The sequence below is a fragment of the Ensifer sp. R1-3 genome (genome assembly GCF_056739175.1).
On sequence record NZ_CP096517.1, the window covers coordinates 886551 to 904885 of the forward strand.

An 18335-nucleotide genomic window follows, 5' to 3' on the forward strand; every position below is an offset into this window, starting at 1 on the left:
AGCGGAAGTGACTCACGGATCTGGGCAGCGAGTGCGGTTAAAGTGGATTGCGGCGCTCCTCTTTGATGGCTAAAAGCGATCTCGACATTCATATGGAGGACATCGCCGTGGCGAACGCAGGTAAAATCGCAATTCTCTTCGGTCTTCTGGCTGTGATAGCAGCAGGCCCCGTCCGAGCACAGGACGGCAAAACCCTCACGACCACCGACGACCGTGGCGTGAAGGTGGAGGTCCCGCTTCAGCCGAAGCGCATCGCCTCGATTTCCTACTTCGGGGATGACGTAGCTCTTGCTCTTGGCATTAAGCCCGTGGCGAGCACCTACATGACGGCCGGACGCGAGCCAGACTTCCTCCTCGGCCTGACGGCAGGCATGAAGCAGATCGGCCAGCGCGCCAAACCGAACCTGGAACTCCTTTCGGAAGCCAAGCCCGACCTGATCGTCGCCATCCGGCGCTATACCGTCGGGAACGCGCCGCAGCTTGAGAAGATTGCCTCCTACGTCGCTTACAACATGGAGCTGTTGGACGGGAGTGACCGTGAAATCGCCGAGCTTTCGAGAATCCTCGGAAATCCCGAGCGCGGCCTTCAACTGAACAAGGAGTTTCGCGAGCATCTGGCGGAATTTGCCGCAAAGGCTCCAAAGGACGTTCATCCGCGCTTCGCGATCATGTGGGGTGGCGAGACGCCGTTCGCATTCCATACCGAAAACACGGCAGCATCCATCGTTGCGGCGATTGGTGGCGAAAACATCGCTGGAAACATGACCCCCGGCGGCGAATTCGGCGTCGATCTCAGCCTGGAGACCATGCTCGAGAAAGACCCGGAAGTCCTCTTCATCTACGACTCCGGCCCCGACCGCCCGCATGAGAACAACCCAATCTGGCAGGAACTGACGGCCGTCAAGAACAAGAGAGTGTTCTATGTCGGCGACCAGTGGGTCGAGACCAATGGCCCGATTGCCCGCGAAATTGTTCTACGCGAGGCCGCCCACTACCTCTATCCCAACGTCTTCCCTGTGGTGGACGTAAAGGCGGAAGCCGCCAAGATCATCCCGGCCGAGGCTCAGAAATAACGGACGAGCGATCGCGATGGCGATGGGCACACGGAAATCCTCGATAGCCATAGGATTCGTCTTCGCGGCGACCGTGCTGATTGTCCTCGTCGGGCTGCTGCCTGGGGCGAGGACGCTTTCCATCGATGCCGTGCTGCGCGTGCTCGTTGCTCCCGATGGCAAGATCGAGTCGATCCTCGTTTGGACCCTGAGACTGCCGCGAAGCCTCGCGGCCGCCGTCGCGGGGTCGGGCTTGGCTGTCTCGGGCTATCTGTTGCAGGCACTGACCCGCAACCCGCTCGCCGATCCGGGGATCACGGGCGTCACCGCCGGCGCGGTCGCGCCCATCGTCGGGTGCTTCGTTCTGCTGCCGTGGTTTTCATCCGTCTACTACCCTTTCGTCGGCCTCGCGGGCGGTCTCGCCGCCGCGTCAGTGACATTCTGGGTGGCGCGCGGCGGAAACGGACGTCCGCTTCACCTGGCGCTTGGCGGGGTCAGCGTATCGTTATTCCTCGGAGCGATCACGATCTACGTGCTGCTTCTGGCCGGGCCGCAATCGACTGCACTGCTGTTCTGGCTGTCCGGCGGCTTCGCCGGACGCACCTGGTCGCACCTCGTCCAGATGCTTCCCTGGGTCGGCCTTGGGCTGGTGGGAGCGCTGTTGCTGCATCGGGTGATTGCCATGTTCGCCCTGAGTGACCACACCGCCGCCGGAATGGGCGTGCAGCTCAACTTTTGGAAACCGGTCCTCTTGCTTCTCGGCACCTGTCCGGTGGCGGGCGTCGCCCCGGTCGCGGGACCCGTCGCCTTCGTCGGTCTCGCAGCCCCGCACATCGCCCGGCTCCTGCGGCCCTCAGGGACGGCCTGGGAGATCGCGCTCACGGCGGCAATCGGTGCTCTGATGGTGACCTCAGCCGACCTCGTCGCCCGCACCGTTGCCATTCCCAAGGAACTGCCGGTCGGCATCATAACTGCGCTTCTCGGCGGGCCGATCTTCATCTATCTCATCCATCGAGGGCGTCTCACTTTCAAGAGAGAGGCATGACCTCAGACCCGCTCGTCCTCACCCGACCGAAACCATGGCTCCTGCCTGCGGTCATTCTGCTCGTCCTGTTCTCGTTCGTCGCTGCCGTGTTCCTTGGCGTGGTCGACATCCCCGCGGCGGACGTCGCCTCGGTTCTGACCGGGAGCGGTTCGCCGGAAGCCCGTTCGATTGTTCTCGACATCCGTCTGCCGCGTATCGTCACGGGTATCCTTGCCGGCATTCAGTTCGCCGTCGCAGGACTGTTGCTTCAGACGATAACCCGAAACCCACTCGCCGATCCCTCACTGATGGGGGTGTCGCAGGGAGCGACTTTGACCGTCACGGTGTTCTTGCTGTTCACCGTCTACATCTTCAATCCCGGTTCCAACACGGTCGCCGAGCTGCCGATCGGATGGCTGCCGTCGGCCGGAATGGTGGGTGGCATGGCGGCGGGAGGCATCATCTACCTGATGGCTTTTCGGCTCGACCTCAGTCCGCTCAGGATCACCCTCTGCGGGATCGCGATTGGGGCGGTGCTGCACGCGCTTGCCATAGGCCTGATCGCCGGCTGGGGTTCGGCACGCATCGAGATCATTCTCGAATGGCTCTCCGGAAGCCTTTACGCGCGCACATGGGATCATGCGATCTTTCTGCTGCCGTTCACGACCGCCGGCCTAGCCGTCCTCCCTATGATCTACCGTCCGCTGGTCCTCTTGCAGTTCGACTCGGCTGTCGCCCGTTCTTTTGGCCTCTCCTACCGCAAGCAGTTTTCGCTCGCCCTGCTTCTATCCTGTGCCCTCTCCGCAAGCGCCGTCGGGGCAGTTGGCCCGATCGTTTTCGTCGGGCTCATGGTTCCGCATCTGGCGCGGTCTCTCGCTGGGCGGCATTTCCCGCTGGTGCTGCCTCTGACGGTCGTCCTTGGAGCGGTCATCGTCACCCTCGCGGACCTGATCGGTCGTCTGGTCGGACACGCCGAGGAAGTGCCGATCGGAGTGGTCACGGCCATCGTCGGCGTGCCGGTATTGCTCGCCCTTCTACGCAAAGCTCCCTGAGATCGCCCATGCCTCTGAGATGTTCGCAATTGTCGGTAAACTACGGTCGTCGGAAGGCGCTGAACGGCTTTCGGTTATCGGTGCAGAAGGGCGAAATCCGCGCCCTTATAGGACCGAACGGCTCCGGAAAAAGCACGGCACTACAGGCAATGGCAGGCTTAATCCAGCCCGCGGAGGGGCAAGCGGAGATTGGGGATGTTCCGGTGACTTCGATGGCGCGACGCACAATCGCCAAAAAGCTGGCCTTCCTGCCGCAGCAGCCGTCCGCCCCGGACGAGATGACGATCGCCCAGCTCGTGCGGCAGGGGCGCTTTCCCCATGTCGGGCTCTTCCGCTCCTATGACCGCAAGGACGAGGCGGCCATCCAATGGGCACTTGAGAGCACCGGCCTCACGAGTTTGGCAGATCGAACGCTTCAGGAACTCTCGGGCGGCGAACGGCAGCGGGCGTGGATATCGGCGGCGCTGGCGCAGGAGGCGGGCATCCTCCTGCTCGACGAACCGACGTCGTTCCTGGACATCGGATATCAGGTGGAGGTTCTGGACCTCGTCCATCGTCTCAGCCGGGAGAAAGGCGTGACGATCGTCATGGCGATCCATGACATCAACCAAGCGATTGCCGTCAGTGACCGTATCTCGCTGCTGGAGCAAGGCGAGTTGCGCTTCGACGGCGAGCCACGGGCGCTCGCCGATAGCGGCCTGATCGAGAAGACATTTCGGGTGAAAGGGCGGTTCGTCGAGGTTGCTGCGGACAAACCGCCGCATTTCGATATCGAGCTTACGCGCTTCCTGCGTTCGGGCGCTTGACCAGGCGGAACATGATCTTGGTCTCGGTGTAATAGTTCAGGGCGTCGGCGAAATCCGACGTCCAGCCATCCTCAACGAACGGTATGAAGCCGTCGTATTCCAGTTTCCGGCCGGAGACCTCAAAACCGGCCTTGGCAAATGCGCGCCCGAAATCCGAAATGGAGCGATCCTGGACGACGGTGTTCGTGCGCTTCGCCACGAGCTCGCGCCATTTCGGCCAGAGCGGATTGTCGGTGTGGCAGCCAGTGACAGCATAATAGGCGCCACCGGGCTTGAGAGCCTTGAAGATATCCGTGGCATGGGCGTCGATATCCTCGAGGAGGTAAATGACCTCGTGGCTGATTGCGAGATCGAACTCCTCGACCCACCCTTCGAGAGTTCCACCAACAGCATGCTGGACGGGAATGTTGCCCTTGAAGGTCTCAGCTTTTGCGATCGATTGCGCCGCAATATCGATGCCGAGCGCCTTGCGGAACGGCCTGATCGCATAGAGATGCCGTAGCAGACCGCCCTGGTTGCAGCCGAAGTCGAGGACATTCTTTTCCGAAAGATCGTGCTCGACGATCAGGTCGATGAGATGCCGCCAGATCGGTGCATGTCCGTCTGACATTCTGTCGTCCGCGTCAGGGTCGACGTACCAGGTGGTGATGGTTTTCTGGGCGTCATGGTTCATCTGCGGTCTCTCCGATGCGATTCATCCGAAGCCAATCTCATAGGATGGTGAGCTCGAGGCGGATAGATCAAATCGAGTGAATTCGAAGCTCGCGACTCCGATAATGCCGCAAATGGCCGCAATGCCGTCCTTCCGCTCTCTGGCTGCGAACGTCGCAGTCCCACCCGAAAAATCGCTTGTCGAAGTACCATCCGTCCGTTTGGAGGGTTGAGCGCTGTGGTGTGGGGGTGGCTTCTGGGAGGAAGGCTATGTCTAGCTGGAACTCGGTCCGCATCATCGGTCAGAAGCCCCCATTGAAACCAAAGGAGGTCTGGGCCATCCGTCCCCGCCTTCAGATGTTGAGCGCAGTGAGCGACCTGGCGCTGTTCAATCTCGCGATCGATAGCAAATTGCGGGGTTGTGATCTCGTCGCGATCTCAGTGGGTGATGTTTCGATCTCCGGGAGGGTTCGCGACCGGGCGATCATTGTTCAGAAGAAGACCGGCCGAGCCGTGCAATTCGAATTGACCGATCAAACGCGGGAGGCTGTCGGCGCCTGGATTGAAAGTCGCGGACTCGGTGAACGGGATTACCTGTTTCCGAGCCGCGTGCACACAAAGCCGTATCTGTCGACGCGGCAATATAGCAGGATTGTCGAAAGATGGGTGTCGAGCATCGGGCTTGATCCCAAACGCTACGGCACGCATTCGATGAGGCGGACGAAGGCGGCACGCATTTACAAGAGGACCGGCAACCTGCGCGCCGTCCAGCTCTTGCTAGGCCGCAAGAAACTGGAGAGCACCGTACAATACCTCGGAATCGAGGTGGACGACGCCTTGGCCACCTCTGAGCAACTTGAATTGTAGTGCTCAATGGCGACGCTTCAAACAGAGGCGCCGCCATCTGGCTGCGCTGAGGGCCATCGTTCGACCCAAAACGGTCAGCGAAGGCAGATGCCATGAGTGGCTCGATTGGAGCTCTTCGGAGACGTTCGCTCGGCGATACGCGGGTGAGGCGATTCCACGCCCCTGCCCAGATCTCCGCCATTACCCGGTAGTCTTTTTCGTCACAGACCGCAATTGTATCGGGTGTGCACCAGGATCTGCGAATAGGACGGCTCCACGGTCACGCCCCCGACGTTGTCACGGATCCATTTGGCGGCTGCCGCCAGCTCGCCGCTGAAGTCGTGCGAAATGACATAGTCCATGACCCCGGATTCCAGCAGGTTTCGCGAGTGGTTGGTTAACTCGTGGCCGACGAAGATCGTATCACGGGCCCTTCCAGCGTGCTCCAGTGCCGCTGCCACGCCGCGATTAGCGCCGGCGACATTGTAGATCGCGGCCGGGTGACCATGTGCCTCGAAATAGCGGGTCAACTGCTCACAAGTGCTCTCCGGCCTGTCGTCAGAAATCACACGTTCCTCGATCTTCAAGTATGGAAAATCGGAACGGAGCACCCTTCGAAACCCCATCTCACGCTCCTGCTGGCAGCGGAACGCCACGCTCATGACGATCAGAATATTGTTACGCTCCTTCGGAAGCGCATTGCCGATCAGAAGCGCGGCCACGCTGCCGGCGGCATACTGGTCATTGCCTATGTAGGCGCTGCGACGGGAACTCGGCAGATCGGTCGTTAGGCAGATGACGGGAATTTCGACGGTCCGCAGCTTTCGTATCGCGCGGTTGATCGCCGGATGCTCGCGAGCGATGATCACGACGCCATCCGCGGCGCTGCCTTGCTGCTCAATCCGGCGCGCAAACGATGAAGGCTCGACTTCGCTCGTGGTTACGTAATCTCCCTCGATCTCGATGCCGGCAAGGGTTCGGTTGATCTCGGTTACAGCGGCCGCCATTGCTGCATTGAAGGTTTCGCCAGAGTCACAAAATAGACGAATATGCAAAGGGATGTCGCGGTCCGCGCTTTCGTTCTTCAGCTTTTCGAGCGCCGCCAGGACGCGGGCTCTCGTTCGTTCTCGGACGCCGCTGCGGTTGTTGAGGACCCTGTCGACCGTCGCAGGACCGACCCCTGCGAGCTGGGCAATTTCCTGGACCTTGGGGCCTTTCCATTTCCGATTTTGCAGGTGATCGACCACAGCTTTCTCCAGTTTCCGCCTAAAACTGATGGTAAAAACATCATCTCGGAAGTCATTGCTCATTGCAGCGCCAAATTTTTGAACGGCTTGCCACAGTTTTCCGCTGTGCGGAACGTCTGATGTATTTAGCATCAGAAATCGTCCTTCATCTTCCTTGTCTGATGTGATTCCAATCCAGATAATCACATCGCTAACGGAGGAGGAACCCCATGAAATTCCGAAATTCAGTTCTGCTTTCAGCCTTGATGGCCGCCACCGCATTCGGAGGCATAGCCAATGCGCAGGACGGCGAAAAGCAATATCGCTTCGTCATGGTCTCTCACATCGGATCGAACGATCCGAACATGGGTTGGCTGACGAAGTCGATGGAGGAGTTCGAGAAGAAATATCCGAACGTCAAAACCGAATACATCTCCACCAACAACTATTCGGTCCAGGAACACGTTCGCCTTCTCGAGCAGGCCATCTCGACGCAACCTGATGGCATTGCCGTCCCGATCGTCAGTTCCGATGCCTTCGAAGGGCCGCTGCGCAAGGCCATCGAAGCCGGCATTCCGGTCGTTGCCTTCAATATTCCGGACGGCCGGCCCGAGGGCGAGCGCATTCCCTACCTGACCTATGTCGGCGGCGATGAATATCTGACCGGCAAGAAGCTCGGCGAATACGCGCTCGAAAAGGCCGAAGCCGGCGAAATCCCGAAACCGACCCATGTCGTCTGCGCAAGCCATGACTCCGCCCACCAGGGTCTCAAGGCTCGTTGCGCCGGCATGAAGGACGCAATGGAGAAGGCCGGCGCCAAGGTTGACGAACTGTTTATCGGCGCCGAACCGGCGACGGCACGCAACACCTTGCAGTCCTTCCTGCAGGCCAACCCGGACACCAACTACATCTTCACGGTTGCTGGCTGGTCTTCACCCTGGGCATGGGGTGTCGCCAATGAGATGAAGCTCGACCCGGATGTCGACGACAAGGGCGTGACCGTCCTAACGGTTGACGAGGGTCCGGTTTCGATCGAGGGCGTGCGCGCCGGACATGTGCTGGCGACGAACAGCCAGGGCTTCTGGCTGCAGGGTTACGCGCCGATGGAATGGCTCTACTGGAACAAGGAGTTCGGCTACGCGCCGCAGTCGAATATCCTGACCGGTCCCGTGATCATCAACAAGGACAACGCAGACAAGTGGGCCGAACTGGTCCGCGGCGTCTTTGGCGACAAGGCCTACGACGAGCAGAACACCTGGTAAGGGTTCCTCCCGGAGGGGCGGCCGGCTGCGACGAGGTGCGCCGGCTGCCCCGACCCATTTGTGCGCCTGATATCGCACATTGAAACCAGCGAGCAGAGTGTCATGAAACAGCTTGTGCGAAGCCAAGGCTTCGGCGCGATCATCGGCGTCGTCGTCATGCTTGTCGTGTTTTCCCTGATCGACTTTTCCGGTTGGTGGACCGCCCAGACCATCGCCAACGTCACGCAGTTCACAGCCATCTTGTCCTTCGTCGCCATGGGCCAGGCCCTTGTCATCATGACGAAGGAAATCGACCTGTCTGTCGGCTCCGTTTACGGGCTGGCAGGCGTTGCCTTCATCACGCTGGAGCCGAGTTTCGGCGTGCCCGCCTCGCTCGTTATAGCGCTGTCCATGGCTGCCTTCGTCGGCCTTCTTCAGGCGCTACCCGTGGTGAAGGGGCACTTGCCGTCGATGATCGTGACGCTCGGCGGCCTCTTTGCGGTCCGCGGGATCATCTATGTCTGGACGGGTGGCTCGGTCCACAATTTCTCAGCCGATGCACGCATCCATCCGTTGACCCGTCTCTTCGGCGGCGAACTGTTCGGTGTCGAAGCGGCCATATTCTGGCTTGTCGTGGTCGCGGCCGTTCTCGGTATCGTCCTCTGGGCGACACCCTTCGGAAATCGCCTTCTGGCCACCGGCGGAAACCGCGAAAGCGCGGAATCGCGCGGCGTTCGCACCGACCGAGTGAAGATCTGTGCCTTCGTCCTTTGCTCGCTGCTCGCGGGGTTCGCCGGTATCCTGACCCTATGCAACCAGCCTCAAACCCATGTCACGCTGGGCGAAAATATGGAGCTCGAGGCCATTTCTGCCGCGGTCATTGGCGGCTGCCTGCTGACTGGCGGACGCGGCTCGATCATTGGAGCCGTACTCGGAGCTCTGATCGTCGTCAGCTTCCGCTACGAACTCATCGCTCTTGGCGCGCCCTCGTCCTGGTACGTCACCTTCGTCGGTGTCGTGCTCATTGTGGCGGTCATCTTCAATCAGAAATTGGCCCGTTTCCTCGGACACAGCGTTTGACGCGGGAGAACATCAAATTGGCGAACAGCAACCCCCTCATTCAGGTCAAAAACCTTGACCTCCACTTCGGAGCTTTCCACGCCCTCAAGAACGTCTCGGTGGACTTTCACGCCGGCGAACTGATTGGCCTGGTCGGCGACAACGGCGCCGGCAAGACGACCCTGATCCGCGTCCTTTGCGGCATTTACGCCCCGACGTCGGGCGAGGTCTTTTTCGATGGCAACAAGGTGGAGAAATTTCACCCGAAGCTTGCGATCGACCAGGGGATCGAGACGATCCAGCAGTCCGTCGGCCTCTGCGACAACCTGTCGATCGCCCGCAATTTCTATCTCGGACGCGAGCCGGTCAAGCGTGTTCTCGGCATCCCCTTCCTGGATATGGGCAAGATGCGAGAGAAGTCTACACGCGTGATCCGGCAATTCGGCTTGCGTGCAAATGTCTCCGCGGACGACGAGGTGGAACGCCTGTCAGGCGGAGAACGTCAGTCAGTGAAGATCGGTCGCGCGGTCGAATTCAAGAACAGGGTCGTCATCATGGACGAGCCGACCAACCATCTGTCAGTACGCGAACGCGAGCACGTCAACGAGCTCGCCGTCCAGCTCAAGGAGCAGGGCCTGCTCGTCATCTACATCACCCACGACATCTTCCAGGTGCACAGGCTCGCCGACCGAATTGTGATCATGGAGAATGGCGAAAAGGTCGCGGACGCAACGACGGATTCCATGACGGCGGAAGAACTCGAAGAGGTTATCCGCCAGGGCGGGCGCGTCGTGGAAAAGCGGGAGGCGGTCTGATGGCTCTCTCCTCCGCCAAGCCTCTCATTCGACGTCACGCGGAAATCGGGATCTTCCTGATCGGCGTCGTTCTGATCGTCATCTTCGCCTCAACTTCGGACGGTCGATGGGCCAATCTCTACAATATCGGCACCATCCTGCAGGTGACGGCAACGCTGGGTTTGATGAGTCTCGGCGTCGCTCTGGTGATCGGGACCGGCGAGATCGACATCTCGGTCGGTTCGACCTTCGGCATGGGCGCGCTGACCTATCTCTGGCTTGCGGCTCAGGTTGACCCGTCGATAGCCGCTGTTGCTGCAGTGTTGGTCGGCGCCGCGATCGGACTGTTCAACGGCTTGCTGGTCACCCGAACCGGCACGCCATCCCTCATCATAACGCTTGGGACGCTGATGATCTTTCGCGGCATCGCCATCGCTCTGACCGAGGGATTTTCATTCTCTATTCCCTATGCAGCGCGCAAGGGCTGGACCTACTTCGTCCTCGGCGGCGGTGACTTCCTGGGCTTTAACACCGCGCTCTACTGGCTCATGACCTTGACCGTTATTCTCCTGGTGGCGTTGAAAGCAACGCCTTTCGGCAACCGCCTACTCGCCGTTGGCGGGTCGGCCGAAAGCGCGCATTCGCGTGGCATTCGCGTTGATCACATCAAACTGTCCGCTTTTGTCCTGTGCGGCATGTTGGCGGGTTTCGCTAGCACGCTCGAGGCCGGCAAGCTTGGCTTCGCAGACGGCTCGATGGGGCGCCTGATGGAACTGCAGGCGATTGCCTCCTGCGTGCTTGGCGGCTGCCTACTCGCCGGCGGCAGGATCTCGCTGCCAGGTGCATTGATGGGGGCCTTCGTTCTGTCCTCCATTCAATCCTATCTCGTGGTTACGGGCGTCCGTCCACAATGGTTCATCCTCGTCCTTGGTCTCATCGTGGTACTCGCCGCCTACGGCGACCGATCGCTGCGGCAATGGGCACTTCGCAAGTAAAGGATTCAAAATGTCTGTCAGAATAGCGATCATAGGCGCGGGCATCATGGGGGCCGACCACGCCCGCATTGTCGCCGAAGATCTTCCGGGAGCCTCGCTGCAGGTTGTCTGCGACGCCTCGCAGGAGCGTGCGCGCAAGGCGGCCGACGAATACGGGGCAGGTGACGCCTCGGACGATCCGCTTGCCACCATAAGGCGCGATGACGTAGATGCCATTCTGATTGCCAGCCCCGACGAAACCCATGCGCCGCTTGCACTTGCAGCCATCGAAGCTGGAAAGCCCGCCCTTTGCGAGAAGCCACTCTCGCAAAGCTCGAAGGAGTGCCAGGACGTCATCGAGGCGGAGGTGTCCCGCGGCCGGCAGTTCGTCCAACTGGGCTTCATGCGCCGCTTCGATCCGTCCTATCGGGAAATGAAAGCGGCCTTGGACGACGGCTCCCTCGGGGCCGCGATCATGATGCACAATTTCCACCGGAACGTGGAAGCGCCTGCGAACTTCACGGGCCAGATGGCTATCACCAACTCTGCCCCCCACGAGTTCGATGTCGCCCGGTTCGTCCTCGGCGCCGATTACAAGGCGATCTCCGTCTTCCAGCCGGCCGGGATAGACGCTTCCAGGACGGGAGCGCCGGTCTTCATGGTCCTGGAGACCGACAAGGGCCAGTTGGTCAACATCGAGATCAATAACAACGCCGCCTACGGCTATGACGTCCGCGGTGAGCTCGTCGGCGAAAACGGGTCAGTCTTTCTCAACGCGCCGATCCATACCCGACAGAATGGCCGGCTCATGTCCTACGAGCGTTATGCGCCGGATTGGAGGCCGCGATTTGCGGAAGCCTATCGGCTTCAGAACAAGGCCTTTCTCAATTTCGTCCGAACCGGGGAATTCCCTCCAATCGCGGCGGACGCTTGGGACGGCTACTGCGCAGCGCGCGTTGCAGAGGCCGGCGTCGATGCCCTCGTGAAGGGCGCGCGTATCACCCTTGCAAGGGCGGAAAAGCCGTCCCTCTACAAACATTAAAGGATTAAAGAGATGAAACTCGGCTTCGTGTCTGACAGCGTCGGCGGAATGACCTTCGATGGGCTTCTCGACAGCGCCGCGCGTCTTGGAGTCTCGGGGGTGGAGGTCAACACGGGCGGCTGGTCGACAGCTCCCCACTTCGACCTGAAGACGATGAAGGCAAGCGCCGACGCTCGCCGCGCCTTCACTCGCGCCCTCGAAACGCGGGGGCTCGAGATCATTGCGTTGAACGCCAACGGCAATCCCTTGCATCCAACCCAGCCCGAACAGGGCGAGTGCCTCAGGGACACGATCCGCATCGCCGGCGAGATGGGGATCAAGACCGTCTGCACCATGTCCGGACTGCCGGCAGGACGTAAAGGCGATCTGATGCCGAACTGGGTCGTCTCTTCTTGGCCGCCGGAAACGCAAGAGATCCTGCGTTACCAGTGGGAGGAAAAGCTCCTCCCCTTCTGGACCGAGACCGTGGCACTCGCCGAGGAGAATGGCGTCGAGCGCATCGCGCTCGAGCTTCACGGCAACCAGTGCGTCTACAACGTTCCCTCGCTTCTGAAACTCCGGGCGGCCGTCGGCCCGATCGTCGGCGCCAATCTCGATCCATCGCATCTGTTCTGGATGGGGGCGGATCCCCTCGTCGCCGCCGAAGCGCTCGGCGAGGCCGTCTATCACGTCCATGCCAAGGACACGATGCTCAACGCGCCTGTCCAGGCGACAACTTCGCTTCTCGAGAATGGTTCGCTGATGGACATTCCGGCGCGAAGCTGGTCCTACGTCACCCTCGGCTTCGGCCATGGCGAGGAGTGGTGGCGACAGTTCTGCTACCGCCTAAAGATGGCCGGCTATGACGGCTGGCTGTCGATCGAGCACGAGGACGTGCTGCTCAATAGCCTCGAAGGGTTGGAGAAATCGGTCGCCCTGCTCAAGGGGGTGATGCCCGTCGCGCCGAGTGACTTCAAGCCGCAGGCAATCTGACGGTCGAACGAAGCTCTGCCGATGTCGCTCACATCTCGAGAACAGCAGACTATGCGACACCGGAGCGAAGGTGTACCGCCAAGCAGCCTTCCGGAGCTGAAGTCGATGATTGCCTCGAGACAACTCGTCTTCCCAGATCGGTTTGAACGAGTTATCCGCCGAGCACTTGTCACGCCGGAACTAATCGCTTTTGGTAGTTCCAACTCGGTGGCGCTTGCCTGTTCGGTGTCTCCAACGACCGTCGTCCGGCTCGCTGGCTTCCTCGGCTTCGAGAACTATCGAGACCTTCGAACCTTGTTTCGGGAGCATTTGCGGAGACGTGCCGCACGAGTGCCGGCGTCCGGCTCAGCGACCGGGCTAGCCGGATAGCCTGTTCACGGGGACCTGTGGGTGGAATGTGAGTGTGGCCGCTTGGAGCTATGTGCCGTTTGGCGCGATGGCCGCTTTTGGGCACATTCCGGTCTCATCGGCCGAGACAGCCGAACTTCCGCAGTCCACCCTAAGCCGACTGTCAGATGCTGAGGCGGCTAGGTCCGCATCCGGCTGGTCAGCGGGCATTGCCCGACCTTTCGAGAGACTTTAGGATAAACCGAATTTGCTCAGGCAAGCCCTTCGATGTCTTCTCCATGTCGAAGGCGGTGCTCGATCAGAACCGGATGGAAGAACGGTATAAACGCGGTCTTGACCGCGCGCGCTGCTTCGGCGGGATCTTCGACCTCGAACTGGCCCGTTTCGATGCCCTCGCGGATGATTGCCTCGAGAATCGTCATCATCTGCTCAGCATGCACCTTGATGACCGGCCGGTTCTCCTGCATGGCGGCTACGATCAGGTCGTGCATCTGCCTGTCGTGGAGCGGTTTCGGCTTGTTGTGATGGTGAACGGCGGTCAGGAGTTCCTCGAGTTCATCCGAGGGCGGCGTGCTCCTGCGTGCGATCGTGAGGGCGAGCTCGGCGGTACCGTTCAAGACGCCTGCAGATGGATTCCTTGATTGCATCCCTGGAGGGGAAGAAACGGTAGACGTTCGCCCGGCTCATGCCGAGTTCAGAGGCAATGTCGGCTACGGACGTCTTGTGATGACCTATACGACGGAAGTGCTCCTCCGCCACCTCCTGGATGCGTGCACGCATGTTTTCGCTATCTGCCCCGGTCGGACCGGATAATCCATGGATGCCCCCAGAATGGATGAACGGAACGGCCCGCCGTGAAGCATTTGCGAGCGGCAAGTCGTAAGGCTGGCCAAGCTCGCGCGCAGGCAAGGCCGGCAAGCCCGCGGCAGACGCTACTCGGCAGCCATTGCTATTCGCAATTCCGGCCCCTCGGTCGGCTCCTCATGGGTGTCATCTGCAGTCGGCTTGATCCTGAACCATGCCGCGTACAGTGCCGGAAGAAAAAGTAGGATCATCACCGTGCCAACCGCCGTGCCGCCGATCAGCGTATAAGCCATCGATCCCCAGAACACCGAATGGGTAAGCGGAACGAAGGCAAGGACGGCGGCAAGTGCGGTCAGGATAACCGGGCGAGTCCGCTGCACCGTCGCCTCGATAACGGCGTGATAATCGGGGAGGCCGGCCGCCTTGTTCTCCTTGATCTGTTCGGTCAGAATCAAAGTGTTGCGCATCAGGATTCCCGCCAGTCCTATCAATCCGAGAATGGCATTGAAGCCGAAGGGCTGATTGAAGAGGAGCAACACCGGAACCACCCCGGCAAGACCGAGCGGCGCGGTCAACATGACCATCGTCATCGTTGACAGGCTGCGGACCTGGAGGATGATGACGATCAGCATGGCGGCAATCATGGCCGGGAAGATTTTGACCAGCGCGACATTGGCCTTGAGAGATTCCTCAATGTTTCCCCCCATTTCGATGCGATATCCGACGGGAAGCGAGGCTATCAACGGCTGAAGTGCCGTCATGATCTGCTGCGAGACCTCCGGGGGCTGCGTCGCCTCGTTGATGTCCGATCGGATCGTGATGACTGGCGTTCGATCGCGACGTTTCAGGATGGGTTCCTCGAACCGGATTTCGGAATGGCCGATCTGATCGAGCGGAACCTGACGGCCGCCCCTGCTCATCAGCGAGAAGTCGGCGAGCCTCGCCGGATCGAGGCGGCTCTCGCCAGCACTGCGTGCGACGACGGGCACGTTGCGGATGTTCTCGCGCACTTGCGTCAGCGGAATGCCACTCAGCAGCAACTGCATCTGCTGGGCTGCCTCAGCCGGCGAAAGGCCAATCAGATTGAGCCGGTCCTGGTCGGGGACAAAGCGAAGCACAGGCGTACGATTGCCCCAGTCGCGGTTTGCCTGACGGACGTCCGGCACGCCTTTCATGATCTCGAGGGCTTTCTCGGAGATCTGGTACAATTGCGCAGGATCCGGCCCCATGATGCGAAACTCGACCGGAAACGGGGTATACGGGCCGAACACAAGCTGCGTGACATGGACGTAGGCTTCGGGAACCAGTCCGTCTGAAACGGCAGCCCGAAGGCGCAGCTTCAAAGCCTCGCGCGCGTGAGAGTCAGGGGTGAGCACAACGATCTTGGCGAAAGCGGGGTTCGGCAATTCCGGCGCCATGGCGAAGAAGAAGCGGGGAGCGCCCTGCCCAATATAGCTGGTGACGATCTTTGCCTCGGGCTGGTTCTGCAGCCAGCTTTCAACCTTCTCGACCGCGGCCGTCGTCGTCTCGATACTCGTACCTTCGGGCATGCGGACTTCGACCAGCACCTCGGGACGATCCGACGTCGGGAAGAACTGCTGTTTCACCCCTCCCATGCCAACGACGGAAAGAGCCATGACGACGCCGACGACCGCACATGTGATGAACTTGTGCCGCACGGCGAACTTGATGAAACTCCGCAGGCGCCGGTAATTCGGGGTGTCGTAGATGGCGTGGTGGCCGCCCTCGACTGGCTTAATCGCCGGCAGCATCTTGACGCCGAGGTAGGGCGTGAAGATGACTGCGACGAACCAGGAAACGATTAGCGCAAAGCCCACGACCCAGAAGATATTGCCGGCGTACTCGCCCGCGGTTGATCTGGCAAAGCCAACCGGCATCAGCCCGATGATGGTCACGAGTGTACCGGACAGCATGGGCGCTGCCGTATGGCTCCAGGCATAGGCGGCCGCCTTGATGCGATCCATGCCCTCTTCCATCTTTACCACCATCACCTCAATGGCGATGATGGCGTCATCAACAAGAAGGCCCAGCGCAAGGATCAACGCGCCGAGCGTGATGCGATCGAAGAACCGGCCGGTTTCCAACATGATGAGGAACACGACGGCAAGGGTGAGCGGAACGGCCAGCGCCACGACGATCCCGACACGCCAACCGAGGCTGAGCAGGCTCACGAGCAACACAACCCCGAGCGCCATGGCGAATTTCAGCATGAACTCGCCGACCGCAGCGTCGATGTTGACAGCTTGGTCGCTGACCTTGGCGAGCGTCATACCGAGCGGCAGCGTCCGTGCGATCGCGGCAGATCTTTCTTCGAGCGCCTTTCCGAGTTCCAGCCCATTCCAGCCTTGCTGCATCACTGCGCCCAGCATGATAGCGGGCTCGCCTTCATGGCGGATGATGTAGGTCGCGGGGTCTTCATAACCGCGCCGCACCTCCGCGAAATCTGACAGTTTCAACGTGCGTCCGGCAGCAACGATTGGCGTGTCGGCAATTGCCTGCACACTGTTGTAGGCGCCATCGAAACGGATAAAGACCTGCGGCCCGCGCGTGTCGATCGAGCCTGCCGGTGTGACGGTGTTTTGCCTTTGCAAAGCCGCAGCGATGTCCTGCGCTGAAATGCCAAGGGTTGCGAGCTTGGCATATGAGAACTCGACAAAGATCTGTTCCGGTCGCTCCCCCAGAATGTTGATCTTTTTGACGCCCGGCACGTGCAGAAGATCCTGTCGGATCACCTCCGCCTGCCGCACAAGCTCGCGCATGGGCATACCCTTGGCCTTTAGCGCATAAAGGGCGAAGCTCACGTCCGAATATTCGTCGTTGACGAAGGGACCGAAGACACCAGAAGGCAGGTTGCGGGCTTCATCCCCCAACTTCTTGCGCGCCTGATAGAACTCCTCTTCGACAGCCGTGGGCGGCGTGCTGTCTTTCAGCGTGACGGTCAGAAAGGCGTAGCCCGGCCTTGTCGTCGTCTCGACGCGATCGTACCAGGTCAGTTCCTGGATGCGCTTTTCGAGCGGCTCCGCCACAAGATCCTGCATTTCGCGCGCGGTAGCGCCTGGCCATACCGTAGTGACCGTCAGGGTCTTGATGGTAAAGGAGGGGTCCTCCGCGCGCCCAAGACTCATGAAGGCGTAGACGCCAGCGGCGGCCAGCAGAACAATGAAGAACAACGTGACGGCTCGTTCGCGAACCGCGAGCGCGGAAAGATTGAAGCTCATCGGTTGGACACCTCTGCCTGAAGCTCGGTCCTGACCGGCGCGCCATCTTTGAGGAGATGCGCCCCGAGGGCGACGACCTGCTCGCCGAGCTCGATCCCGGTGACAGACGCAGTTTCTTCACCGAGTCTTTTGATCTCGATCGGAACAAAGCGCGCGGTGGCAGAGGCTTGGTCAACAACCCAAACCCCGGTGCGGCTGCCATCGTTCAACACGGCGCCGACCGGCACCGCGACCTCCGACTGCCCTTCTCCGTTGCGGATGCTGATCGTGACCGTCGCACCAAGCGGTGCCGAGGCGGCGTCTCCATCGAGCACGTAACGAGCTTCGTATGTGCGGGTCTGAGGATCGGCGGCATCTGAGATCTGTCGCATGCGCGCTCTTCCGCGCCGCCCGTCACTTCCGTAGACACTTGCTTCGGCTTCCGATCCGATCGCCGGACGAACGGTTTCGGGAAGCGCGACCAGGGCCTCGCGCGGGCCTGCATGCGCGAGTTGAACCACCGCCTGTCCCGCCGCGACGACCTGTCCAGGTTCGCCGAGCGTCGCGACCACCGTTCCGTCCGCTCCGGCCACGAGCACCGAGTAGGTCGTTTCGTTTTCTGCGACTCTGGCTTCCGCTTCCGCGGCGGCTAGTTGTGCCGCGGCGGTGTCAAGCGCCGCCTTGGCCTGCTCGTAACGTTGGGGAGTAGCGGCCACCCCGCCTTTGACAAGAGTGGCATAGCGTTTCTCGTCCGCGATTGCCTGAACGAGGACCGCGCGGGCCGCGGCAACCGCGTTACGCTTGGCAGTCAGCGCAAGACGCAAATCGGTTTCATCGATGCGCATCAGAGCTTGACCTGCCTTGACCTGCTGACCCACGTCGACCACTCGCTCAACGATCTTGCCGGGTACGCGAAAACCAAGATTGCTCTGCACTCGGGCGGCGATCGTACCTGTAAAGGCTCGCTCGGCTCTTTCCGGTCTCGTCGCTTCCGCCACCCTTACAAGCGGTGGCGCGAGGCGCGGATCGGCGGACTCCTCGTCCCGGGCAGGCGTCTCGAAAACGAACGCGAACGCCGCGCCCCCGGCTGCAGCCACGAGGCCGATCGATGCGAGAAGAAATTTGCGCTTCATGTCAGATGACCCTTGTTGACGGGTGCCGCCTCAATTTAGATTGCGATCTAAATCTAATCGTGGTATAGATGTCAAGTGAAATCTAATCGGAGG

17 protein-coding genes are annotated in these 18335 nt (G+C 60.7%); 11 read left to right on the plus strand and 6 right to left on the minus strand.

The annotated features are described in order from the left end of the window. Positions 1 to 92: 92 nt before the first annotated feature. From M1D43_RS29185 to M1D43_RS29200, 4 genes are read left to right on the plus strand one after another with little or no spacing between them, the layout of a single operon-like run. Positions 93 to 1073, plus strand: coding sequence for an ABC transporter substrate-binding protein (locus M1D43_RS29185; RefSeq protein WP_050579892.1), 981 nt, complete (start codon positions 93 to 95; stop codon positions 1071 to 1073). A 22-nt stretch (positions 1074 to 1095) separates the two neighbouring features. After that, a complete protein-coding gene (locus M1D43_RS29190) occupies positions 1096 to 2097 on the plus strand; it encodes a FecCD family ABC transporter permease (protein ID WP_028010733.1) in 1002 nt (333 codons plus the stop codon). Further along, positions 2094 to 3128: a FecCD family ABC transporter permease gene (locus tag M1D43_RS29195; protein ID WP_015242043.1), complete on the plus strand. Its 1035-nt coding sequence runs from the start codon at positions 2094 to 2096 to the stop codon at positions 3126 to 3128. Before M1D43_RS29190 ends, M1D43_RS29195 begins: the two co-directional genes overlap by 4 nt. An 8-nt stretch (positions 3129 to 3136) precedes the next feature. Continuing rightward, a complete protein-coding gene (locus M1D43_RS29200) occupies positions 3137 to 3934 on the plus strand; it encodes an ABC transporter ATP-binding protein (protein ID WP_015242042.1) in 798 nt (265 codons plus the stop codon). On the opposite strand, the gene M1D43_RS29205 is transcribed toward M1D43_RS29200, so the two are convergent. Then, positions 3906 to 4607 carry a class I SAM-dependent methyltransferase gene (locus M1D43_RS29205; RefSeq protein WP_015242041.1) on the minus strand — a complete coding sequence of 234 codons (702 nt, stop codon included), beginning with the start codon at positions 4605 to 4607 and terminating at the stop codon, positions 3906 to 3908. The genes M1D43_RS29200 and M1D43_RS29205 overlap by 29 nt on opposite strands. 248 nt (positions 4608 to 4855) lie before the next feature. Between M1D43_RS29205 and M1D43_RS29210 the strand changes: the two genes are divergently transcribed. Next, positions 4856 to 5452: a tyrosine-type recombinase/integrase gene (locus M1D43_RS29210; RefSeq protein ID WP_498814808.1), complete on the plus strand. Its 597-nt coding sequence runs from the start codon at positions 4856 to 4858 to the stop codon at positions 5450 to 5452. Between the two features lie 200 nt (positions 5453 to 5652). On the opposite strand, the gene M1D43_RS29215 is transcribed toward M1D43_RS29210, so the two are convergent. Then, complete coding sequence (locus M1D43_RS29215) at positions 5653 to 6810, minus strand: LacI family DNA-binding transcriptional regulator (RefSeq protein ID WP_015242040.1); 1158 nt, start codon at positions 6808 to 6810, stop codon at positions 5653 to 5655. 77 nt (positions 6811 to 6887) lie between these two features. Here M1D43_RS29215 and M1D43_RS29220 point away from each other — a divergent pair, with 77 nt between their 5' ends. The 6 genes from M1D43_RS29220 (at position 6888) to M1D43_RS29245 (ending at position 12739) form a co-directional block, all read left to right on the plus strand. Beyond that, positions 6888 to 7919 (plus strand): sugar ABC transporter substrate-binding protein, encoded by a 1032-nt coding sequence (locus tag M1D43_RS29220; RefSeq protein ID WP_015242039.1) that lies wholly within the window; start codon positions 6888 to 6890, stop codon positions 7917 to 7919. A gap of 102 nt (positions 7920 to 8021) precedes the next feature. Further along, positions 8022 to 8978, plus strand: a complete 957-nt coding sequence (locus M1D43_RS29225) for an ABC transporter permease (protein ID WP_027988845.1) — start codon at positions 8022 to 8024, stop codon at positions 8976 to 8978. 17 nt (positions 8979 to 8995) lie between these two features. Continuing rightward, the gene (locus M1D43_RS29230) at positions 8996 to 9772 is read left to right on the plus strand and encodes an ATP-binding cassette domain-containing protein (RefSeq protein WP_015242037.1); all 777 of its coding nucleotides are present in this window, start codon (positions 8996 to 8998) and stop codon (positions 9770 to 9772) included. Then, positions 9772 to 10746: an ABC transporter permease gene (locus M1D43_RS29235; protein ID WP_498814583.1), complete on the plus strand. Its 975-nt coding sequence runs from the start codon at positions 9772 to 9774 to the stop codon at positions 10744 to 10746. The genes M1D43_RS29230 and M1D43_RS29235 overlap by 1 nt, the downstream gene beginning before the upstream one ends. 10 nt (positions 10747 to 10756) lie before the next feature. Then, complete coding sequence (locus tag M1D43_RS29240) at positions 10757 to 11767, plus strand: Gfo/Idh/MocA family oxidoreductase (protein WP_027988846.1); 1011 nt, start codon at positions 10757 to 10759, stop codon at positions 11765 to 11767. Between the two features lie 12 nt (positions 11768 to 11779). Further along, positions 11780 to 12739 carry a sugar phosphate isomerase/epimerase family protein gene (locus M1D43_RS29245; protein ID WP_015242034.1) on the plus strand — a complete coding sequence of 320 codons (960 nt, stop codon included), beginning with the start codon at positions 11780 to 11782 and terminating at the stop codon, positions 12737 to 12739. Between the two features lie 599 nt (positions 12740 to 13338). Here the strand turns inward: M1D43_RS29245 and M1D43_RS29250 are convergent. The 4 genes from M1D43_RS29250 to M1D43_RS29265 all read right to left on the minus strand — a co-directional run bounded on the left by M1D43_RS29250 (position 13339) and on the right by M1D43_RS29265 (position 18242). Further along, positions 13339 to 13704, minus strand: coding sequence for a hypothetical protein (locus M1D43_RS29250; RefSeq protein ID WP_234704514.1), 366 nt, complete (start codon positions 13702 to 13704; stop codon positions 13339 to 13341). Further along, positions 13643 to 13867: a TetR/AcrR family transcriptional regulator gene (locus M1D43_RS29255; protein ID WP_234835513.1), complete on the minus strand. Its 225-nt coding sequence runs from the start codon at positions 13865 to 13867 to the stop codon at positions 13643 to 13645. The genes M1D43_RS29250 and M1D43_RS29255 overlap by 62 nt, the downstream gene beginning before the upstream one ends. A gap of 152 nt (positions 13868 to 14019) precedes the next feature. Beyond that, a complete protein-coding gene (locus tag M1D43_RS29260) occupies positions 14020 to 17130 on the minus strand; it encodes an efflux RND transporter permease subunit (protein ID WP_498814585.1) in 3111 nt (1036 codons plus the stop codon). After that, positions 17127 to 18242, minus strand: coding sequence for an efflux RND transporter periplasmic adaptor subunit (locus M1D43_RS29265; protein WP_127638261.1), 1116 nt, complete (start codon positions 18240 to 18242; stop codon positions 17127 to 17129). Before M1D43_RS29265 ends, M1D43_RS29260 begins: the two co-directional genes overlap by 4 nt. Positions 18243 to 18335 lie beyond the last annotated feature (93 nt).

Bases quoted from the DNA above. Each gene is read 5' to 3' on its own strand.
- M1D43_RS29245 (WP_015242034.1), top strand. From the start codon at position 11,780: ATGAAACTCGGCTTCGTGTCTGACAGCGTCGGCGGAATGACCTTCGAT.
- M1D43_RS29195 (WP_015242043.1), top strand. From the start codon at position 2,094: ATGACCTCAGACCCGCTCGTCCTCACCCGACCGAAACCATGGCTCCTG.
- M1D43_RS29215 (WP_015242040.1), bottom strand. From the start codon at position 6,810: ATGCTAAATACATCAGACGTTCCGCACAGCGGAAAACTGTGGCAAGCC.
- M1D43_RS29255 (WP_234835513.1), bottom strand. From the start codon at position 13,867: ATGCGTGCACGCATCCAGGAGGTGGCGGAGGAGCACTTCCGTCGTATA.
- M1D43_RS29220 (WP_015242039.1), top strand. From the start codon at position 6,888: ATGAAATTCCGAAATTCAGTTCTGCTTTCAGCCTTGATGGCCGCCACC.
- M1D43_RS29235 (WP_498814583.1), top strand. From the start codon at position 9,772: ATGGCTCTCTCCTCCGCCAAGCCTCTCATTCGACGTCACGCGGAAATC.
- M1D43_RS29240 (WP_027988846.1), top strand. From the start codon at position 10,757: ATGTCTGTCAGAATAGCGATCATAGGCGCGGGCATCATGGGGGCCGAC.
- M1D43_RS29205 (WP_015242041.1), bottom strand. From the start codon at position 4,607: ATGAACCATGACGCCCAGAAAACCATCACCACCTGGTACGTCGACCCT.
- M1D43_RS29210 (WP_498814808.1), top strand. From the start codon at position 4,856: ATGTCTAGCTGGAACTCGGTCCGCATCATCGGTCAGAAGCCCCCATTG.
- M1D43_RS29260 (WP_498814585.1), bottom strand. From the start codon at position 17,130: ATGAGCTTCAATCTTTCCGCGCTCGCGGTTCGCGAACGAGCCGTCACG.
- M1D43_RS29265 (WP_127638261.1), bottom strand. From the start codon at position 18,242: ATGAAGCGCAAATTTCTTCTCGCATCGATCGGCCTCGTGGCTGCAGCC.
- M1D43_RS29185 (WP_050579892.1), top strand. From the start codon at position 93: ATGGAGGACATCGCCGTGGCGAACGCAGGTAAAATCGCAATTCTCTTC.
- M1D43_RS29190 (WP_028010733.1), top strand. From the start codon at position 1,096: ATGGGCACACGGAAATCCTCGATAGCCATAGGATTCGTCTTCGCGGCG.
- M1D43_RS29225 (WP_027988845.1), top strand. From the start codon at position 8,022: ATGAAACAGCTTGTGCGAAGCCAAGGCTTCGGCGCGATCATCGGCGTC.
- M1D43_RS29200 (WP_015242042.1), top strand. From the start codon at position 3,137: ATGCCTCTGAGATGTTCGCAATTGTCGGTAAACTACGGTCGTCGGAAG.